Annotated in this window: 17 protein-coding genes; 13 read left to right on the top strand and 4 right to left on the bottom strand. The window is 53.8% G+C overall.

Translation table 11 applies throughout. From position 1 onward, the window contains the following. Positions 1-160: 160 nt before the first annotated feature. Positions 161-1,006, bottom strand: coding sequence for a helix-turn-helix domain-containing protein (locus tag ACHUEV_RS17585; protein ID WP_394182216.1), 846 nt, complete (start codon positions 1,004-1,006; stop codon positions 161-163). A gap of 192 nt (positions 1,007-1,198) precedes the next feature. Between ACHUEV_RS17585 and ACHUEV_RS17580 the strand changes: the two genes are divergently transcribed. From ACHUEV_RS17580 to ACHUEV_RS17530, 11 genes are all read left to right on the top strand, one after another. Further along, positions 1,199-2,416: an amino acid ABC transporter substrate-binding protein gene (locus ACHUEV_RS17580; RefSeq protein WP_394182214.1), complete on the top strand. Its 1,218-nt coding sequence runs from the start codon at positions 1,199-1,201 to the stop codon at positions 2,414-2,416. A gap of 58 nt (positions 2,417-2,474) precedes the next feature. Then, positions 2,475-3,341 carry a branched-chain amino acid ABC transporter permease gene (locus ACHUEV_RS17575; protein WP_106358813.1) on the top strand — a complete coding sequence of 289 codons (867 nt, stop codon included), beginning with the start codon at positions 2,475-2,477 and terminating at the stop codon, positions 3,339-3,341. Between the two features lies 1 nt (position 3,342). Next, positions 3,343-4,254 carry a branched-chain amino acid ABC transporter permease gene (locus ACHUEV_RS17570; RefSeq protein ID WP_394182212.1) on the top strand — a complete coding sequence of 304 codons (912 nt, stop codon included), beginning with the start codon at positions 3,343-3,345 and terminating at the stop codon, positions 4,252-4,254. Further along, on the top strand, positions 4,251-4,979 hold the full coding sequence (locus ACHUEV_RS17565) for an ABC transporter ATP-binding protein (RefSeq protein WP_394182210.1): 729 nt from the start codon (positions 4,251-4,253) through the stop codon (positions 4,977-4,979). The genes ACHUEV_RS17570 and ACHUEV_RS17565 overlap by 4 nt, the downstream gene beginning before the upstream one ends. Next, positions 4,972-5,694: an ABC transporter ATP-binding protein gene (locus tag ACHUEV_RS17560; protein ID WP_394182208.1), complete on the top strand. Its 723-nt coding sequence runs from the start codon at positions 4,972-4,974 to the stop codon at positions 5,692-5,694. The genes ACHUEV_RS17565 and ACHUEV_RS17560 overlap by 8 nt, the downstream gene beginning before the upstream one ends. 12 nt (positions 5,695-5,706) lie before the next feature. Next, complete coding sequence (locus tag ACHUEV_RS17555) at positions 5,707-7,155, top strand: aldehyde dehydrogenase (RefSeq protein ID WP_394182206.1); 1,449 nt, start codon at positions 5,707-5,709, stop codon at positions 7,153-7,155. A 294-nt stretch (positions 7,156-7,449) separates the two neighbouring features. Beyond that, positions 7,450-9,081 carry a peptide ABC transporter substrate-binding protein gene (locus ACHUEV_RS17550; RefSeq protein WP_394182204.1) on the top strand — a complete coding sequence of 544 codons (1,632 nt, stop codon included), beginning with the start codon at positions 7,450-7,452 and terminating at the stop codon, positions 9,079-9,081. A gap of 83 nt (positions 9,082-9,164) precedes the next feature. After that, positions 9,165-10,088 (top strand): oligopeptide ABC transporter permease OppB, encoded by a 924-nt coding sequence (oppB, locus tag ACHUEV_RS17545; protein WP_394182202.1) that lies wholly within the window; start codon positions 9,165-9,167, stop codon positions 10,086-10,088. Positions 10,089-10,100: 12 nt separating this feature from the next. Then, the gene (locus ACHUEV_RS17540) at positions 10,101-11,027 is read left to right on the top strand and encodes an ABC transporter permease subunit (RefSeq protein WP_394182200.1); all 927 of its coding nucleotides are present in this window, start codon (positions 10,101-10,103) and stop codon (positions 11,025-11,027) included. 1 nt (position 11,028) lies between these two features. Next, on the top strand, positions 11,029-11,997 hold the full coding sequence (locus ACHUEV_RS17535) for an oligopeptide/dipeptide ABC transporter ATP-binding protein (protein ID WP_394182198.1): 969 nt from the start codon (positions 11,029-11,031) through the stop codon (positions 11,995-11,997). Then, positions 11,997-13,001, top strand: a complete 1,005-nt coding sequence (locus ACHUEV_RS17530; RefSeq protein WP_394182196.1) for an oligopeptide/dipeptide ABC transporter ATP-binding protein — start codon at positions 11,997-11,999, stop codon at positions 12,999-13,001. Before ACHUEV_RS17535 ends, ACHUEV_RS17530 begins: the two co-directional genes overlap by 1 nt. Before the next feature lie 118 nt (positions 13,002-13,119). Here ACHUEV_RS17530 and ACHUEV_RS17525 read toward each other — a convergent pair whose 3' ends face one another. The 3 genes from ACHUEV_RS17525 to ACHUEV_RS17515 form a co-directional block, all read right to left on the bottom strand. Next, complete coding sequence (locus tag ACHUEV_RS17525) at positions 13,120-13,365, bottom strand: hypothetical protein (protein ID WP_394182194.1); 246 nt, start codon at positions 13,363-13,365, stop codon at positions 13,120-13,122. Between the two features lie 10 nt (positions 13,366-13,375). Then, positions 13,376-15,010 carry an OmpA family protein gene (locus ACHUEV_RS17520; RefSeq protein ID WP_394182192.1) on the bottom strand — a complete coding sequence of 545 codons (1,635 nt, stop codon included), beginning with the start codon at positions 15,008-15,010 and terminating at the stop codon, positions 13,376-13,378. Between the two features lie 504 nt (positions 15,011-15,514). Then, on the bottom strand, positions 15,515-16,390 hold the full coding sequence (locus tag ACHUEV_RS17515; RefSeq protein ID WP_394182190.1) for a LysR family transcriptional regulator: 876 nt from the start codon (positions 16,388-16,390) through the stop codon (positions 15,515-15,517). Between the two features lie 161 nt (positions 16,391-16,551). Between ACHUEV_RS17515 and ACHUEV_RS17510 the strand changes: the two genes are divergently transcribed. Further along, complete coding sequence (locus ACHUEV_RS17510) at positions 16,552-18,168, top strand: GMC family oxidoreductase (RefSeq protein ID WP_394182188.1); 1,617 nt, start codon at positions 16,552-16,554, stop codon at positions 18,166-18,168. After that, positions 18,168-19,376: a mandelate racemase/muconate lactonizing enzyme family protein gene (locus ACHUEV_RS17505; protein WP_394182186.1), complete on the top strand. Its 1,209-nt coding sequence runs from the start codon at positions 18,168-18,170 to the stop codon at positions 19,374-19,376. The genes ACHUEV_RS17510 and ACHUEV_RS17505 overlap by 1 nt, the downstream gene beginning before the upstream one ends. Positions 19,377-19,388 lie beyond the last annotated feature (12 nt).

Here is a 19,388-nt window from a genome sequence, read left to right as displayed (position 1 = left end):
ACGATAGGATCACAATTACTTGGTACATTAACATGCCAAATTTCTGGCAAGTGCCTCATCCCGTCTAATAAGTTTGACGCTCAACAGCGGCAGCGGTGCTAGCATAATTACGGTAAAATTTGTTAAGCGTGTTCTGAATTCCGACAATCAATCGAACGGCTTACGGCCAAGCAGCGAAAGACTGCGGAGAGCTATCGTCTTTGACTCTATTGGCTTGACGAAAGGCACCGGGGTTTTCGCCAACCTGTCGCTTGAAGAACCGTGTGAAATACGCGGGGTCAACAAAGCCGAGCCGGAATGCGATTTGCGCGACTGTCGCCCCGGTATTCGCGAGAAGCTCCATCGCTTCGCGGATGAGCGCTCGGTGAAGATAGGCTTGCGGTGACAACCCGGTTGATCGCTTTACCGCTGCACCTAACCGATCCCGGTTAACGCTTAATGCCTGCGCATAGCGGTCAATGGTCCAATGCTCGCGAACACGTTGTGACGCAAGCAACACAAACCGTTCTGCCAACCCCTGCGGTGCACGCCCCTGTGCCACGATATCTGTTCTTGCGAGCCGCCATATCTGAACGAGAATAAGCCCTAAGTAATGAGCCTGCCCAATGTCAGATCCGGGTTCGCCGCTCGCCTTTTCGTTTGCAAAGCCGTCAATCAGTTCACTCAGCCGATCAGTCGTTTCAAGCGGCGCGGATAAGTCTCGGCTGATCGTTTGCCGCATCTGATCGCCAAGCGGCGTAGCCGGTAGCGCCTGCAAGAGCGACACGTGCGGGATCGACAACAGCTTGCCTCTGGCTCCACTTTCGACAACCAGTTCGCTACCACCATCTGACAGCCAAACCAGACGCGGCCCTACGAACGCATCTTCGTCAGTCACCTGTGCGGCGCCTGCAAACAACAACAGTAGATGCGTCCGCCCTGCCGCCAAAGAATAACCCGACCGAGTTAGCGGGCTTTCGATACGCTGAACGCTGGGCTGTTCGCGGCGGGGGCTGATAGGGCGCATAGACATTTCGACACAACTGACAACAAATCATCACCCAAAATCAAGCAAAAGTACAATTATTACACCCATATGTGCATTTATTGGGGTCATGTAGCCAGTCTATGGTGATTCACAGTTCCATCGCCGCCAAGGGAGAGGTGTGATGGATGAACATAGGTCCGGGATCAAAACTGGACCACTAGGGAGGACATCATGAAACGTATTACTCGGCGCGCATCCTTGCGTGCACTGTCTATTAGCGTGGCTTCAGCAATCGCATTGTCGTCAGGTCCAGCGATCGCGCAAGACGACACAGTTACCATCGGCTATGCCGTTGCTCGCACTGGCCCCAACGCGACTGGCGCTGGTATCACGACAATCCCAAACTATGAACTTTGGGTTGATACAGTGAACAAGTCCGGCGGGCTGACTATGCCCGATGGTTCACGACGCATGATCGAAGTCGTTGAATACGATAACCGTTCCTCGAACGAAGATCTGGTTCGCACAATCGAACGCCTTGCCTCGCAGGATGAGGTCGATCTGATCCTGCCACCTTGGGGAACGGGCGCGAACCTTGCTATCGCACCCCTGATGGCGCGTTTTGGCTATCCACAGCTGGCAGTCACTGCAGTCACCGACAAAGCGCCCGAATTTGCCGCGCGTTGGGATCGGAGCTTCTGGATGCTGGGTGGTGGCCACGATTATGCTGCGGGCCTAGTTGATGTGCTGTCAGCGGCACGCGATGAAGGTACGATCAACGATAAGGTCGCCGTAGTGTCAGTTGCCGATGGTTTTGGAATCGACCTCATTTCTGGTGCACGGCCAGCATTTGAAGAGGCCGGTTTTGAACTGGTCTATGACGAAAGCTACCCGCTTGGCACATCCGATTTTGCTGCAATCATGAGCGAAGCCCAAGGATCGGGAGCGGACAGCTTTGTCGCGTTTTCCTATCCACCGGGCAGCTTTGGGATGACCAAAACCGCGCAGTCCATGGGTTATAATCCCAAAGCGTTCTACATCTCGGTTGGTGGCGCGTTCCCGATCTATCCGGGGATCGCAGACGGCAAAGCCGAAGGTGTCATGGCAATCGGTGGTGTGAATGCCGACAGCCCTGCGATTCAGGAATACTTTGCGCGACATACCGAATTCGTGGGCAACCCACCTGATAGCTGGGCATCTGCAATCACCTATGCATCGCTTGAAATGCTGGCACAGGCCATCGAACGTGTCGGGCTCGACCATGAAGCCTTGGCCACCGAAATTTCGACAGGCACCTTTAACACTGTCATCGGCGAGGTGAAGCTTGAGGATAACCAACTGCGCGATTTGTGGTGGGTAGGTCAGTGGCAAGGTGGGGCGTTCCGCGCGATCAACCCTGCAGATGCCGAAGGCGCATCCGCGCCCATCATTCCAAAGCCTGAATGGTAAATCCAAAGTTGTGCGGCGGATAACCCCGCCGCACACACCCTAAAAAAGCAGAGACATCATGATCTTAACGACACTCATCCTCGGCCTTGTGCTGGGCAGTACTTATGCCCTTCTCGCGCTTGGTCTAACACTACAATACGGGATCGCTAGGATCATGAATTTGGCCTATGGCGAGCTTACGCTCGTTGGCGCATTCGTCCTCGTTGCAGTATTTCAACAGCTCGGATTATCTCCACTCATCGCGATGATACTGATCGCGCCAGCAGGCTATGCGCTTGGGTGGTTCCTCTATCAGGGTATGATGCGCCCATTGGTTAAGCGGTCAGGTGCGCGCGGCCGACTCGAGGTCGATAGTATCCTTGCCACCTTTGGGCTGCTGTTCCTGATCCAGGGCATTTTGCTTATGTTGTTCGGCGCAAACTTCACCTCAATTTCCTACCTCGATCGGGGCGTGAACGTTCTTGGTGTGTCTGTTGCACTAAACCGGCTGATTGCATTTGGTATATGCGTTGTTGCGGGCGGCGCATTGGTTCTAGCGCTCGCAAAAACACGCTGGGGCCTGATCATGCGTGCAGTCGCGTTAACACCCGGCTCTGCGCCGCTTGTTGGTATTGATGTGAACAAGGTCGCACGACAAGGATTTGCGTTGGGAACCGCGCTTGCTGTCGTCGCGGGTGCATCCATTGCTATGTATCAAACGTTCTCGGCTACTGACGGCGTCGTGTTCACCATGAAGGCCCTCGTGATTGTCATCATGGGCGGGGTTGGAAATGTTAAAGGCGCGTTGGTCGCAGGCATCGCCTTGGGATTGCTTGAGACATTCGTCGCAACCGCAATTGATCCCGGCCTGACCCTAGCAGCCACCTTTGCAATCTTCTTGGTCGTCCTTTTATGGCGCCCGCAAGGCCTGTTCGGAGCACGCTGATATGACCAAACTCATCATTCCTCTCGTCGCTCTAGTTGCGCTGGCTTTTGCGCCCAATTTCGTCTCGGCCTATGGGCTTGGCCTGCTTATTGGCGCGGCGACTTATGTGACGCTCGCCTCTGCTTGGGCGCTGTTTTCTGGACACACGCATTATGTGTCGCTTGCTACGGTCGCGTTTTACGGGACGGGTGCATATTGCATGGCCGTCCTGAACGAGGCGCTACCCTATTGGGCTGTTCTGCTGTGCGCTGGCGGCATTGGCGCCACGATGGCAGCCTTAGTTGGTCTGTCAACGCTGCGCCTTCAGGGCGTCTATTTCGTAATCTTCAGCTTTGGCTTGGCGGAACTCGTTCGGCAGCTGATCACATGGTACGAAGTGAACGTCACAGGCACGTTGGGGCGCTATATCTTCCTAGATATCACAGCACGCGATATCTATTGGCAGATGCTAGCACTAGGTGCCGCAACCATCGCGCTAACGGCATGGATACATCGGTCACGGCTTGGCATGGCGCTACGCGTTATCGGTGACGACGAAGCCGTCGCAGCACATTCGGGCATTAATCTTGCACGCGTCAAACTGATCGCATTCGTGTTGTCAGCGGTCATCCTAACGCTGGCAGGTGCAATAACTTCGCCACGCTATGTCTATGTAGAACCCGCAATTGTATTCAATCCAACGGTCAGCTTTCTGACAGTGATCATGGCGTTGCTCGGTGGGGCAAATCGGTTGTGGGGACCGGCGCTTGGGGCTGTCCCGCTGTTTCTGGTGTTCGAGTGGCTATCTGCCAACTTCCCCGACAGCTACCCGATCTTCATGGGGCTGTTGTTCATCGGCGTCGTTTTCCTACTTCCAGACGGCATACTTGCAGGCATTGAAAAACTACGCGCGCGTCGAAAGGTCCAGTCATGAGCTTTCTTGCAATAGAACATGCCGTAAAGCAGTTTGGCGGATTGCGCGCTGTTGACGATGTATCATTCAGTTTGAAGCGTGGCGAAATCGTCGGGTTGCTTGGGCCAAATGGGTCTGGAAAGACAACGCTGATCAACCTGATCTCGGGCGCATTGCCTGCCAGCGCGGGGACAATCACCCTGAATGGGCAACAGCTTACGGGGTTACGCCGCGATAAGATTGCGCGTTGCGGCGTTGCGCGGACGTTTCAACTGGTACGCATTTTGCCATCACTCACACTGATCGAAAACGTCATGATCCCCGCCGTCTTTGGGCATAAGGCACATTGGGGGGCCGCAGCTGAACGTGTCGCAAAAGATGCGCTCGCGATGGTTAGCCTATCAGAACGCGCCACAATGTCAGCCGGAGATCTAACATATATCGACCAAAAGCGATTGGAACTTGCCCGCGCACTGGCGGCGGAACCCGATTTGCTTTTGCTCGATGAATGGTTGGCAGGCCTTAACCCGACTGAACTCGAAGAAGGTATCAAGCTGATCGGCCAACTGCGCGACAGCGGGCTAACCATATTAATGGTCGAACATATTATCGATGCGGTTCGTGCACTTTGTCCGCGTGTCGTCGTCATGAATTCAGGAAAGCTGATCGCGGACGAACAAACTGACAAAGCGTTGACAGATCCAGCCGTTGTCACCGCTTATCTAGGAGAAGACGTCGATGCTTGAAGTTGAGAACCTGACAGTCGCCTACGGCAAACACATCGCGTTAGACAACGCATCTATCAGCGTTCAAGCGGGCCAGATGGTAGCAATACTGGGCGCGAATGGTGCTGGAAAATCATCACTACTCGGGGCGATTGGTGGACGCGTGCGCCCGCAATCAGGCGCTATTCGCTATAATGGCCAGTCCTTGCTCGATATGCCCGCACATAAACTTGCGGAACACGGTATTGCTCTTGTTCCCGAAGGTCGTGGGATATTTCCGGGACTAAGTGTCGAAGAAAACCTGCGCCTTGGCGCAATCCCAAAGCGTGCACGCGAAGGCGCGCCCGAAACCTTAGCAGAGGTCTTCAACCTGTTCCCAAAACTGGCAGAACGGCGCAGCCAGATCGCAGGCACAATGTCTGGCGGCGAACAACAGATGGTCGCAATTGGGCGGGCGCTTATGTCCAACCCCGAAATTCTACTACTGGACGAACCGTCATTGGGGCTCGCTCCTATCGTCGTCAAAGAAGTATTCTCGGCCCTCACCCGTATCCGGGCAAAGGGTCTAACCATCGTAATCGTAGAACAGAATGCGCGGGCGACACTCGCACTCGCTGATTACGTCTATTTGGTCGAGGTCGGTCGGATCACCGGATCAGGCCCCGCCGAAGAAATCAAATCCAACCCCTCCGTGGAACGTGCCTTTTTAGGCGGCGCCATGGCCGAAGCAAATTGACAGGAGCAAAACATGGAAAAAATCGATCTTTATATCGACGGTGAATATGTGCCCGCAGAAGGCAACCGCGTGTTTACCCATCGCAATCCCATAAGCGGCGACATCGTGACCGAAGCTGCCGCCGCTTCGCTCTCGGATGTGGATCGGGCGGTTGACGCCGCAGCGCGGGCCTTTGCAGAGTGGTCCGCCACAGGCCCCGGCGAACGGCGGCGCAAATTGCTAGCCGCCTCTGAAAATCTAAAAGCACGCGGTGACGATATCGTCCAAGCGATGAAGGATGAAATTGGCGCGACTGAAGCATGGGCGCGATTCAATATCATGCTCGCGGCCGACATGCTGGTTGAGGCAGCATCGCTTACAACTCAAATTAAGGGCGAAATCATCCCCACGAACCGTCCCGGCTCAACCGCAATGGCGATCCGTCAACCCGCAGGCGTCGTTTTGGCGATTGCGCCATGGAATGCGCCAGTCATTCTTGGGGTGCGGTCAATTGCGACACCTTTAGCCTGCGGTAATACGGTCGTGATGAAAACATCCGAACTATGCCCACGCGTGCATGCCCTAATCATCGAGGCCGTCTCTGAAGCTGGCTTTCCTAAAGGTGTGGTCAACGCTGTGTCAAATGCCCCTGATGAAGCGCCCCAAGTGGTCGAGGCACTGGTTATTCACCCCGCCGTTCGTAGGGTCAACTTTACCGGATCGACCCGCGTCGGCCGCGTGATTAGCGAATTGGCAGGGCGCAGCCTCAAACCAGCACTGCTTGAACTGGGTGGTAAGGCCCCGATGATCGTGCTCGAAGACGCCGATATTGACGCCGCAGTCGCTGCTGCCGGATTTGCGGCCTATATGAACCAAGGGCAAATCTGCATGTCCACGGAACGGATTATCACCGTCGGTGACGCTGGTGATAAATTCGTCGAAGCATTCAAGGCAAAAGTTGAATCATTAACAGCTGGTGATCCGCGCGACGGGACCGCGCCATTAGGGTCACTAGTGAACGCCGGGGCCGCCGACCGCGTCCGGGAACTCATCACTGACGCCGCCGACAAGGGCGCGACATTGATAGCGGGCGGCGGCCAAGGAACGATTTTGAACGCTGCGGCATTGGATTACGTCACGCCAGACATGCGCCTCTATCATGAAGAAAGCTTTGGCCCTGTCGTCGCAATTATTAGAGCAGGCTCAGAAGACGAGGCTGTCAGGATCGCGAATGAAAGCGAATTTGGTCTATCCGCAGCGGTTTTCGGCCGCGACACGATGGCGGCACTCGCGATCGCCAAACGTATCGAAAGCGGTATCTGCCACATCAACGGCCCAACAGTTCACGACGAAGCCCAAATGCCATTCGGCGGTGTGAAAGCGTCAGGCTATGGGCGCTTCGGCGGTTCATGGGGTATCGACGAATTTACCGAACTACGTTGGATCACAATGCAAGACGGACCGGTCCATTATCCGATCTAAAGGTATACTCGTCGATTGAGGTGCATTTATTTTGCATCAATTGGGTAGAATCGTCTCACTGTTTACAGAACAGGCCCGCTGATTAGTCATTTTCGGCTAATCAGCGGGCCTTTTCGTTTAAAGCCCCCGCAGTAATCCGCCCAATATTTAAGTGTTTGCACAGATTGTCGTCGCGTTAGGTGAAATGTTACTTGCCATTTTGACCTACTGGTCAAAGGATTAAGGATCGACGCGAAAAGCGTACGGGACAACAAACACTCCGTTTGGCAAACGGGCATAAAACAGGGAAAACTCATGACGTTTAGATCAACATTGATGGCCACTACGGCCGCTGTTCTTACAATTGCAGGTGGAACTGCCTTTGCTGACGGCCACGCAACACACCCCGTCACTGGCGAAGTTCTCGCAGCTGATCAGACATTCACCTATCGCGACTTAGATGAAAGCCCATCGATCGATCCGGGTATGGTTGAAGACGCCGCTGGCGGCGATATCGTCCGTGACTTGTTCGAAGGTCTGCTGAACCAAGACGCTGATGGCAACATCGTGCCCGGCGTCGCGTCCAGCTACGAAGTTTCCGACGATCTGATGACATACACATTCACCTTGCGTGACGCGAAGTGGTCGAATGGCGACCCTGTTCTCGCGAGCGACTTTGTTTACGCGTGGCGGCGTGCGGCATCACCTGAATTGGCATCCCCCTATTCATGGTATCTGGAACTGATGGCCGTTGAAAACGTGTCTGAAGTTATCGCAGGCGACATGCCAACCGATGCATTGGGTATCAGTGCCCCAGACGACAAAACAGTTGTCGTGAAAATCACCCAGCCCCTGCCCTATTTCCCGCAGATGCTAACCCACTACACAACATTCCCTGTTCCCGAGAAGGTTGTCGAAGAGCTGGGTTCTGACTGGACGAAACCCGGCAACATGGTTTCAAACGGTGCTTACGTTCTGACCGAGCACGTTCCGCAAGAAAAATTAGTGCGTGAACGTAACCCAATGTATTGGGACAACGAGAACACCATCATCGAAAAAGTAGTTTCGCTGGTCATCAATGACGAAGACACTGCGCTGACACGCTACCTTGCCGGTGAGCTAGACCGTACGGATATTCCTGCGGGTCAATTCCCAGCTCTTGAGGCCGAGTACCCAGAAGATGTGATGTCGGTTCCTAACGCATGTTCATATTACTACACCATCAACATGACGGACACGACGAACCCTGCACTGTTGGACGTCAACGTGCGTCAGGCCCTGTCTTTGGCAGTCGATCGTGACATCATCGTTCACAACGTCCTCGCCGGTGGTCAAAAGCCAGCTTATACGTTCACGCACTGGGCGACTGCTGGCTTTGAGACACCTGAAACGCCGATGGTTTCAATGACCCAAGCTGAGCGCAACGCCAAAGCCGTAGAACTGATGGAAGCCGCTGGATACGGCAGCGACAACCCACTGTCGCTAGATCTGATCTACAACAGCTCTTCCGCACATGAATCTGTTGCAGTGGCGATCAGTCAGATGTGGAAACAAACGCTGGGTGTCGAAACAACGCTTGGTAACGAAGAATGGCAAGTATTCTTGGAAACCCGCGGGAACCAAGACTACCAAGTTGCACGGGCTGGTTGGTGTGCGGACTATAACGAGGCCTCTACTTTCCTTGACCTCATGCAGTCTGAATCTGGCTATAACGACGCGAAATATGCGAACGCAGAATATGATGCGCTGATGGCAGAGGCAAAGACCTCTGACAATCCACAGGCGGCCTATACTGCGGCGGAACAGCTGATCGCACGGGATGTTCCTATCATCCCAATCTACCATTATTCGGCTGACAAAATGCTACGTCACAACGTTAAAGGCTGGCCGTATAATAACTTCCAGCAGAACTGGTACGCGCGCGACCTTTACATCGTCGCAGACTAAACTTAGTCGACTGCCCAGTTGATCGCGCCCCTTTGTGATATAAGGGGCGCGACACTCACTGCTTTTCGCTTGGAAAATTCAACATGTTCAGCTTTGTCGTTCGTCGCCTCATGGTGGCGGTGCCAACCCTATTGATCCTTGTGATCCTGTCTTTTGTGCTGATGTACGCAGCGCCCGGCGGTCCGTTCAACTCTGAGCGTCCGTTGCCGCCCGAAGTGCTCGCCAACATTGAGGCTAAATACGGATTGGATCAACCGTTCTGGAAACGGATCACCGATTATATCTGGGGTGTTGTCGCACATTTCGATTTTGGGCCATCGTTCAAATTCAAAGACCGTTCCGTCAATGACATCATCGCCCAAGGGTTTCCGGTGACACTGACCTATGGTTTCTGGTCATTTGTGCTGGCGACGGTTGTCGGTGTGACGCTTGGCACGGCTGCGGCGATCAAACAAAATAGCTGGCTGGATTATCTGGCCGTTGGCTTCAGCGTAGGCGCACAGGTTCTACCGAACTTTGTGATGGCGCCGATCCTGCTGTTGGTCTTTACGCTATGGCTTGGCTGGCTGCCCGGCGGTGGTTGGAACGGTGGCGAATGGCCCTATTTGATCATGCCCGTGATTGCCCTTTCCACGTCATATATGGCGTCGATCGCCCGAATTATGCGGTCTTCGATGCTTGAGGTGCTGAACACCAATTTCATCAGAACCGCACAAGCCAAGGGTATTCCGATGCGTCGCGTCATCCTACGCCACGCAATGAAGCCCGCGATCTTGCCGCTGCTGTCCTATTTGGGGCCAGCATTTGTTGGCATGATCACCGGTTCCGTCGTGATCGATGCGTTCTTCTCAACAGGTGGCATCGGCACGTTCTTTGTGAACTCGGCCTTTAGCCGCGACTATTCGGTCATGATGGGAATCACCATTCTGGTGGGCACGCTGACCATTCTCTTTAACCTTGTGGTTGATATCCTCTACGCGTGGATTGACCCCAAGATCCGCTACTGAGGGGGTCACCAAATGTTTCCCAATCGCACAACTGTAGAAGATATCGAAAACGCCGCTGCTTTGGCCGAGGTACAGGGCCGTTCGCTCTGGGCATCGGCCCGTGCACGGTTCATGCGCAACAAGGCGGCTGTGGTATCACTTATCGTTTTGATCCTCGTCGCGGCCTTTGCGCTGTTTGGTGGGTTCTTTGCCCAATGGGAACGCGACTTTGTCGATTTCTCATTAATGGGACGCAACGCGCATTTGGGTGTCCCGTCGTTTGAGACTGGCCATTATTTTGGCACGGACAATAGCGGTCGCGACCTATTTGCGCGAACAGTTCAGGGCACTGGCATTTCCCTGATGGTTGGCATCGTGGGCGCGATGGTCGCCGTTCTTGTTGGTACGCTTTATGGGGCGACGGCCGGTTACTTTGGCGGTCGCGTTGACGGCATCATGATGCGTATCGTTGACGTGCTAATGTCGATCCCATTCATGTTCGTTCTAATCTTGATGCTTGTCATCTTTGGACGTTCAATCCTGATGCTATTCATCGGTATTGGGCTTATCTCATGGCTCGATATGGCGCGGATCGCGCGTGGTCAGACACTGACCATCAAAAATAAAGAATTCGTAGAAGTTGCCGTGGCAACTGGCGTTCATCCGCTGCGGATCATCTTGCGGCATATCATTCCGAACCTGCTGGGCATCGTGGTCGTCTACGCGACGCTACTTGTTCCGAATATGATCATCTTTGAAAGCTTCATCAGCTTTCTTGGCCTTGGCGTACAAGAACCAAACACCAGCCTTGGCGCGCTGATCAGCGAAGGTGCCGGGAACATGCAATATGGCACTCTGTGGCAGCTTCTTTTTCCACTGTTTTTCTTCGTCCTAACGATCTTTGCCTTCTTCTTTGTCGGTGACGGTCTGCGCGATGCTCTCGACCCAAAGGACCGCTGATATGAGCCTTTTGAACATCCAAGACCTAAAGGTTTCATTCACCACCCCAGAGGGCGAAGTGAACGCGGTCAACGGCCTAAACCTCAGCCTAAATGAGGGTGAGACGCTCGCGGTGGTCGGTGAATCCGGGTCTGGCAAAAGCCAAACCGCATTTGCAACGATGGGCCTATTGGCCAAAAACGGGCGGGCAACGGGCACGATCAACTTTGACGGGCAAAACCTGCTGGGCATGTCCACCAAGGCGCTGAACAAAGTGCGCAGTCAGCAAATCGGAATGATCTTCCAAGACCCGATGACCTCGCTGAACCCATACCTACGGATCAGCGAACAAATGGCCGAAGTCCTTACCCTGCACAAAGGCATGTCCAAGCGGGACGCGATCACTGAATCCGTCAAGATGCTAGATGCGGTGCGTATTCCTGACGCTCGCAACCGAATCACCAACTATCCGCATGAATTCTCGGGTGGGATGCGGCAACGGATCATGATCGCTATGTCGCTTTTGTGTCGGCCACGTCTGTTGATCGCTGACGAACCAACGACAGCGCTGGACGTGACTGTTCAGGCGCAAATCATGCAGTTGCTGGGCGATATTCGTCGTGAATTTGGAACGGCCATTATCCTAATCACACATGACCTTGGGGTCGTTGCTGGCTTCTGTGACCGCACGCTCGTGCTGTATGGCGGCCAAGTCATGGAAGAAGGGCAAACTGAAACTGTCTTTGCCAACCCGACCCACCCATACACCTTGGGACTGCTCCAAGCCGTACCGCGACTTGACCGCGAAGAAGTAGAACTTGCGACAATCGCGGGCGAACCGCCAGATATGTCACGCCTTCCCGCAGGCTGCCCATTTTCACCACGTTGCGCCGTCGCAATGGACAGATGCGCCACCCAGCGCCCTGCCCTCGAGACACTAGAGGCGGGCCACCGCCGCGCATGCCACAAACCAATTGCGGAGGTCGCGTAATGTCGACAATCCTTTCGGTAAAAGACCTATCCGTCACCTTCGACATCCGCCGCCCGGGTGCATGGCCCTGGACACCCGCTGACAAATTGCATGCGGTGAATGAGGTCAGCTTTGATCTAGCTGCTGGCGAATGCTTGGGCATCGTTGGGGAATCCGGGTCAGGCAAATCGACCCTCGCGCGCGCGATTGTCGGAACCGTTCCATCTTCGGGTGGTCAGATCATGTTCGAAGGCGGCGACCTTGCCAACATGTCCTCCGCCGAACGCCGTGTTCACCGCCGCGACGTGCAGATGATCTTTCAAGATCCGCTAGCCGCGCTGAACCCCCGCATGACCGTGGGCGAAATCATTGCAGAACCTCTGATAACCCACGAACCAAACACGCCACGTGCCGAGGTCAAAAAACGCGTCGCCGAACTAATGGAGCGTGTGGGACTGCTACCCAACCTCATCAACCGCTACCCGCACGAGTTTTCTGGTGGGCAATGCCAACGGATCGGGATCGCGCGTGCGCTCATCCTCAAACCCAAGCTATTGATCTGCGACGAACCCGTGTCGGCGCTGGACGTTTCGGTTCAGGCACAAGTGGTTAACTTGCTCATGGGGCTTCAGCGCGACTTTGGTCTTTCACTGATCTTTATTGCGCACGACCTTAGCGTTGTGAAACACATCAGCGACCGGATCATGGTGCTGTACCTTGGGCGCACAATGGAACACGCCGACGCCCATGCGCTGACCACACAACCAGAACATCCATACACTCAAGCGCTGATATCATCAGTGCCGATCCCGGACCCGGTACTAGAAAAAGCACGCAGTCGCCCAATCTTGGAAGGCGAACTCCCCTCGCCCCTTGCTCCACCATCCGGCTGCGTATTCCGCACGCGCTGCGTAAAAGCGGTAACCAGCTGCGCCCAAGACCGACCTGCGATGATTGACATTGGCCATGAACACTATGTGGCATGCCCGTATCACACGCCGAAACAAGTGCTGGAAACGGCCTAGAGTGCCCAGCGCGAACTGTGCCGGTAACACTATGAAATAATAGACTTGCGACCGACTTGCGTTGGCAATGCGTCGGTCCAGTCGGCGGAGCACATGAACGCTCCGCCGCAGTTTTTATCTATTTGCCGAACGCTTCAAGCCGTCTTTTTAGGTTCGCTTTCTCTTCGCGCAGCACTTCTACCTTATTTTGCTCATTGCTAAGCTTAAAACGGCATTGTTCAAGGTTACTGCGCCAGAACTCGATCTCGGTTTCGGGCGATTGATTTGCAGAACTGCCATAGCGCCATACAAGCCAACCAAGCAGCAGGCCCAGCAAAAATGTAACGAGCATAAAACCGAAGATTTGGATCAATAGTGAAGACATCGGAAGCTCCTTATTCGTCTACTGTGTCTGACGCGGGATCGGCGGCAGAGTCTGGCGTAGTTTCTTCTGTTGGTTCGGTTACTGCTTCGTCAGCGATGTTATGCAGCTTCCATTCAAATGTGATCCGGCGGTTTGCGGCGCGCCCTTCACTTGTGTCGTTGGTGGCAATTGGGTTCGCTTCACCAAAGCCCACGGCCTGCATGGTTTCGGCATCAACACCCAAGCCAACCATGTAGTCCAAGACGGCCTGCGCCCGTGCTTCACTTAGTCGTTGGTTATCGGCCTCGCCGCCTTGGCTGTCAGTGTGCCCACCGATCTCAATCATCAACCCTTCGTTTTTACAGCCAATTGCAAGATCACGCAGTCGTTCAAGTGTTTCCACAGAACTGTTGTTGATCGTTGTCGTGCCGGTAGAGAAGCTGATTTGCGATGCTTCAAGAAGCCCTCTTGCCCATCCCATACACACTTCGGCCAATTCGTCAGCTGGCATCGCCGTGTCGCCAATGCCAAGGCGAAGCATTTCGATTGTGCTCGTTTGCTTTTCCAAAAGACCTGTCAGTTCGGCGATCTGAGTATCACGCGCTTCAATCTCGGCGGCGCTATCACTGCTTTCAGTGGCGGCAGTGGCTTCGGCAATTTGTGTTTCAAGCGCAGAAATTGCGGCCTCACGTTCAGCCAAAGTCGCGGTTAGGGTTTCAATTTCGGCGGTTGCTTCATCCTGCTGTTCAGCGTCGGCTGCCTCGCTTGCCTGAGCGGCCTCGAGGCTGGCGATGGTCGCGTCCCGCTCTTCAACCGCTGCGGTCAGTTCTGCGATCTGGGCGGTCACTTCCTCATTCGGTTCTTCGCCTTCCGCCAACTGCGCTTCTAGCTCTGTAATAACGGCATCGCGCTCTGTCGCAGCAGTGGTCAACGCTTCGATTTCCGCTACCAGATCAGCCGTTTGGCCTTCTAACGCCGCAGTGGCTTCTTCGCTGGCCTCTGGCGTCGATACGGCTTCCTCGAGGCTCGCACGCAGTTCTTCAATCTGCGCATCGCGCTCAATAAGATCTGCTTGCAGCGCACTCACTTGGGCGTCGACCGGTGCCGGATCACGCTCAGCAACTTCAGCAACCGAACCGCTTTCAAGCTCTGCAATACGGGCTGCAGCACTAAGCGCACCTTGTTGCAAGGCCGCCATCTGCCCAGACACATTTTCCAACTCAGCTTGGCTGGTAGCGATCGTTTCATTCAGGGTTGCAATGGTTGCATCCGCATCCGCCAAAAGCGCGCTGCGCTCAGCGAGTTGCGCTTCAAGTTCGGTCAAATCAGATGAACCTTCAGAACCATCTGCTAGGGCCGCAAGTTCAGCGGTCGCAGTCTCGGCTTCCGCGGTTGCTTGCTCCAGCTTTGCAACGAGATCATCGCGTTCCTCACCAAGGGTTTGAAGCGACTGGGTCAGCGTGCCGATCTCTGCTTCAAGCGCTGTTTTAGATTCTTGCAAGCCTGCAATCTCTGAGGCCATGTCTGACTGAATTGCCAATTGCTCTGCACTTGGCGCCGCTTGCTCTGCAGTGATCGCCTCCACTTGTGACGTCGTCAGTACAGACGCCCCATAAAACGTAAGCCCAGTTAGACCCACAACAGCTGCAATGAGAGGTGCTCTCATGAAAATTCATCCTCAATAGTCCGTCGCCGAAACCCAAAGTTTCAGCCTTCTTTCGCCCTGCTTAGGAACCAAATGGGTCGATTTTTGGGCGGGAATGTCTCTTTTGTCCGAGCAAACCGTGAAGGTTTGAAAACGGTAGCACTGGCGCGTTAATCACGAACACTAACCAACTTCCATATTTGGAAGCGCGAAACACATCCCATAGCGGGACGAATACCTTCAATATGTGAAATTCCGTGGAGGCGAGCAACGGAATCGAACAGGTGTACACGGGTTTACAATCCGAAAAGATAGTAATCGAAAACAAATAGTTAGTGGTGAAAAACGCCGCCTGAAAAAGTAAAAAGAAAGCGAAAGTTTCAAAGCCAAATTCGCCGATTCAAAACGAAAAAGCCCCATCACAGCAGCAACTGCAAACCGGGGCCAAATAGAAAAATCCTGTCAGCTTTCACAGTACGTTAGCATGAGCCCGCGCCACACCGCAAACTCGGTCGCACTGCAAAACTATGCTGTCGCGGACAAAAGCCATTGATGAAACAGCGTCGTTTGTTGTCGCTTTTTAAGGTCGGGATGCGCGACCACATAAAAATTGTTTTGGGTTTTAATGGTTTGCTTGAAGGGCTCGATCACAGAACCACACCGAATGAACTTTTCGGAGAATTTTTTATTAACAATAGCAACGCCACGTCCGCTTGCAATGCTTTCAAGTGCCAAAAGCGATGAGTCAACCGGCATCCACGGCGATGGCACAGGGCTTTCTAATGCTAGAGCCTGAAACATGCGCGGCCAATCGTTTTCGGATCCTATGATCGGAACGATATCTGCGTCCTTCAAGGCAACTGGGTCGTTTTGAAAGTGCGCCGCGTCTGTGGGATTACACACAAGCGTCGCCTGCCCTTCACCTAGAGGCCAGATGTCTTTTTCCGGCCAATCACCGTTACCATACCGAATATCGACATCAATCGTCGCATCAGTCATGCGGTCCGACCAAACGGTTGTGGACAAAACTATGCCTATCTCTGGGTATCGCGACCGGAATTCATGGAGGCGCGGTGCAAGAACAAGGACAGCAAAGGAGATCGACGCGCGCACATGAAGGGTCGTTTTAGACTTTGGCTTAAAAAGCCCATCAGTTGCGGTTTGAAGGTTTAGGAACGATGCGCGTACAGGTTGTGCATACGCTTGACCGATGTCTGTCAGTTCGACTCCTTTTGGAAGCCGCTTGAACAACTTCATCTCAAGCGTTTCTTCCAGCAATTTGATCTGCTGACTGACTGCCGCAGGTGTCAGGTTCAACTCATCCGCCGCAGCGGCAAAAGAACTATGGCGGGCCGCCGCTTCGAAACTGCGCAACCAAGTCACATGTGGAAGGCGTCTCATGACCCGTCTCCTGTTTGTTTAACCCAATGGATGCCTCAATATTTTTTACCCATCAATAGTGTATGGGCAATAATATTTACCCCTAAGCCACAAAAGCAGTTGTTTGATTTTTGGTCGAAACGCATCGCAAATTACGGTCCTAATAAGTGCGGACACGGCTCATGGACTTCTCGGAATTCGATTACGTAATCGTGGGTGCAGGGTCCGCGGGTTGCGTTTTGGCAAATCGCCTGTCGGCGTGCGGAAAGTTCTCGGTGCTTTTGCTGGAAAGTGGTGGAAGCGATGCGAGATTTTGGATTAAGGTCCCTCTGGGCTACGCGATAAACGTATCAAATGCTGCAGTAAATTGGGGGTACCTGACATCTCCGGATCCTGGTCTAAATGAGCGATCGTTCCCCTGGCCGCGCGGCAGAGTCATTGGCGGATCAAGCTCGATAAATGCAATGGCTTATGTACGTGGGTTGGCCCGAGACTTTGATGATTGGGTTGCAGCCGGAGCGTCAGGCTGGAACTGGGATACCGTGCGCGCGGCCTATGAGCGTATGGAAACCATAAGTGAAATTACGCCTCAGGGCAGAAAGATGCGTGGCGACGGTCCAGTTTGGGTAACGGACCTATCTGACCAAATGTCACCGTTTTCTGCCAATTTCCTAAATGCTGCAAAAGACGGAGGATATCCGGTCGTTCCAGACATCAATGCCCCGGATGTTGACGGAATTGGTTACTATAGGAGCACCGTGCGAAATGGGCTGCGCTGGTCATCAGCGGATGCTTTTTTACGGCCTGCACAGCGACGATCAAATCTTTACGTCTTACGCAATGCAGAGGTTGAGCGCCTGATGTCAGAAGACGCAGCTGTCACAGGGCTTGTCTTCCACCATCGCGACAAACGCCACGAGGTGAAGGCACGTAAGGAAGTTATCTTATGTGCGGGGGCAATTAATTCCCCTAAAATTATGCAGCTGTCCGGTTTTGGCCCCGCCGATATACTACGGCAAAATGGTATCGCAGTGGTACGTGATTTACCCGAAGTTGGGCGCGGACTTCAGGATCATCTGGCAGTGTCCTACCAATTTCACACGAACGACCGCACGTTGAACAACGCCCTAGGTCGAACATATGGAAAATTCGGTGCAGGATTGCGATACCTGTTGACACGCAAGGGACCATTAGCAGTCCCCGTGAACCAAGTTGGTGGGTTCGTGCGCTCAAGCCCCCATCATGATGCCCCGGATGTGCAACTATACTTTAACCCCATCTCTTACCGGGTATCTGAATCTGGTGCGACAGTTGTTGATAAGGCATCAGGATATCAAATCTCAGCGCAACCTTGCCGCCCTACAAGTACTGGCAACGTGGAGATAATTTCATCCAACCCACAAGATGCCCCGCGCATTATGCCAAATTCGCTACACAGCCAAAGTGACCGCGATACAGCTCTTGCCGCAAGCCGCGTTCTTCAGAAGTTCGCTAGAACCGCCAGTCTGCGCGCAGTGACGACCGAGGCAAAAGCGCCAAACTTGATGGCTATGGATGACGCAGCACTGCTAGATGATTTCCATAACCGCGCCTCAACGGTCTATCATCCAACCTGCACCTGCCGAATGGGAAAAACGGATCAGGATTCAGTTCTAGATGCGCGTTTACGGGTGCATGGCGTTTCTGGGCTCCGTATAGCGGATGCTTCGTCCTTTCCGAACATTACCTCAGGCAATACGAATGCACCGACAATGATGCTGGCCATGCGGGCGGCAGATCTTATTCTGGAGGACGCTTGATGAAGCTTGATACCCTAGAGACCTTTGTTGTTGGCAACCCACCACCCCGTCATGGAGGGCGCTACTTCATTTTTGTGCGGCTGACCACAGCCTGCGGAATTACAGGCGTGGGCGAAATTTACAACGCCACCTTCGGCCCGAATATCTGCTGCGCCATGGCGCACGATATGTTTGGCCGCCACTTTGACGGTGCTGATCCCCATCACATTGAAACGTTTTTCCGCAAATCTTACGGGGCAGGTTTTACGCAACGCCCGGATGTTAGCGTGATGGGCGTATTTAGCGGGCTCGAGATGGCCTGTTGGGACATCATTGGTAAGGCTGCTGACAAGCCAATATACGAATTATTGGGTGGGCGCGTAAACGACCGGCTTCGTAGTTATTCCTACATCTACCCACCCGCGGGTGACGTATATCCGGACCCTAACACGCCGAATGCTTATAATGACGCAGGTATCGCGGCAGAGGTTGCTGCAGGAATGATCGCCCAAGGCTTCACAGCCGTAAAGTTTGACCCCGCCGGTCCATTTTCTATCTATGACGGTCGCCAACCACGCCTTGAAGATATCACGCTTAGCGTGGATTTCTGCCGCGAAATCCGCGCAGCCGTCGGCGAGCGAGCAGATCTATTATTTGGCACCCATGGCCAGTTCACGGTATCTGGAGCAAAACGCCTCGCGCGCGCTTTGGAACCCTTTGACCCTCTCTGGTTTGAAGAACCTATTCCTCCTGAAAACCCGATCGATATGGCCCAAATTGCGGCCTTCACCTCGATCCCTGTTGCCACAGGAGAACGGCTGTGCACCAAGCACGAGTTCGCACGGATACTTGAGGTTAGTGCAGCCTCTATTTTGCAGATTAATCTGGGCCGCGTCGGGGGGATACTTGAAGCCAAAAAAATCGCGTCTATAGCCGAGACGCGATCAGCACAGATTGCGCCACATCTTTACTGTGGCCCCATCGTCGCTTCAGCCAACATCCAGATCGCCACCTGTAGCCCAAATTTTTTGATACTGGAAAGCATTGGTACATTTGACGGCCCTTACATGTCTGCGGTCAAAGGCGAAATCATGTGGGACAACGGCTATATCATTCCGCCGACCACCGCCGGTTTGGGACTGGAACTTGACGACGCTGCAATCGCAAAAATGCCATATGAAGGCGCAGAGCTTCACCTAGAAATGGCACAAACCCCGATCACCCCATAGGAGATGCAAACC

The organism is Yoonia maritima (genome assembly GCF_043641945.1).
Lineage (GTDB): Bacteria > Pseudomonadota > Alphaproteobacteria > Rhodobacterales > Rhodobacteraceae > Yoonia > Yoonia maritima_B.
The sequence above is the reverse complement of the archived record's forward strand: the minus strand, read 5'-3'. Positions and strand labels throughout refer to the sequence as shown.

Coding starts and splice junctions, on each gene's coding strand:
- ACHUEV_RS17585 (WP_394182216.1), bottom strand. CDS start 1,006: ATGCGCCCTATCAGCCCCCGCCGCGAACAGCCCAGCGTTCAGCGTATC.
- ACHUEV_RS17580 (WP_394182214.1), top strand. CDS start 1,199: ATGAAACGTATTACTCGGCGCGCATCCTTGCGTGCACTGTCTATTAGC.
- ACHUEV_RS17575 (WP_106358813.1), top strand. CDS start 2,475: ATGATCTTAACGACACTCATCCTCGGCCTTGTGCTGGGCAGTACTTAT.
- ACHUEV_RS17570 (WP_394182212.1), top strand. CDS start 3,343: ATGACCAAACTCATCATTCCTCTCGTCGCTCTAGTTGCGCTGGCTTTT.
- ACHUEV_RS17565 (WP_394182210.1), top strand. CDS start 4,251: ATGAGCTTTCTTGCAATAGAACATGCCGTAAAGCAGTTTGGCGGATTG.
- ACHUEV_RS17560 (WP_394182208.1), top strand. CDS start 4,972: ATGCTTGAAGTTGAGAACCTGACAGTCGCCTACGGCAAACACATCGCG.
- ACHUEV_RS17555 (WP_394182206.1), top strand. CDS start 5,707: ATGGAAAAAATCGATCTTTATATCGACGGTGAATATGTGCCCGCAGAA.
- ACHUEV_RS17550 (WP_394182204.1), top strand. CDS start 7,450: ATGACGTTTAGATCAACATTGATGGCCACTACGGCCGCTGTTCTTACA.
- oppB (WP_394182202.1), top strand. CDS start 9,165: ATGTTCAGCTTTGTCGTTCGTCGCCTCATGGTGGCGGTGCCAACCCTA.
- ACHUEV_RS17540 (WP_394182200.1), top strand. CDS start 10,101: ATGTTTCCCAATCGCACAACTGTAGAAGATATCGAAAACGCCGCTGCT.
- ACHUEV_RS17535 (WP_394182198.1), top strand. CDS start 11,029: ATGAGCCTTTTGAACATCCAAGACCTAAAGGTTTCATTCACCACCCCA.
- ACHUEV_RS17530 (WP_394182196.1), top strand. CDS start 11,997: ATGTCGACAATCCTTTCGGTAAAAGACCTATCCGTCACCTTCGACATC.
- ACHUEV_RS17525 (WP_394182194.1), bottom strand. CDS start 13,365: ATGTCTTCACTATTGATCCAAATCTTCGGTTTTATGCTCGTTACATTT.
- ACHUEV_RS17520 (WP_394182192.1), bottom strand. CDS start 15,010: ATGAGAGCACCTCTCATTGCAGCTGTTGTGGGTCTAACTGGGCTTACG.
- ACHUEV_RS17515 (WP_394182190.1), bottom strand. CDS start 16,390: ATGAGACGCCTTCCACATGTGACTTGGTTGCGCAGTTTCGAAGCGGCG.
- ACHUEV_RS17510 (WP_394182188.1), top strand. CDS start 16,552: ATGGACTTCTCGGAATTCGATTACGTAATCGTGGGTGCAGGGTCCGCG.
- ACHUEV_RS17505 (WP_394182186.1), top strand. CDS start 18,168: ATGAAGCTTGATACCCTAGAGACCTTTGTTGTTGGCAACCCACCACCC.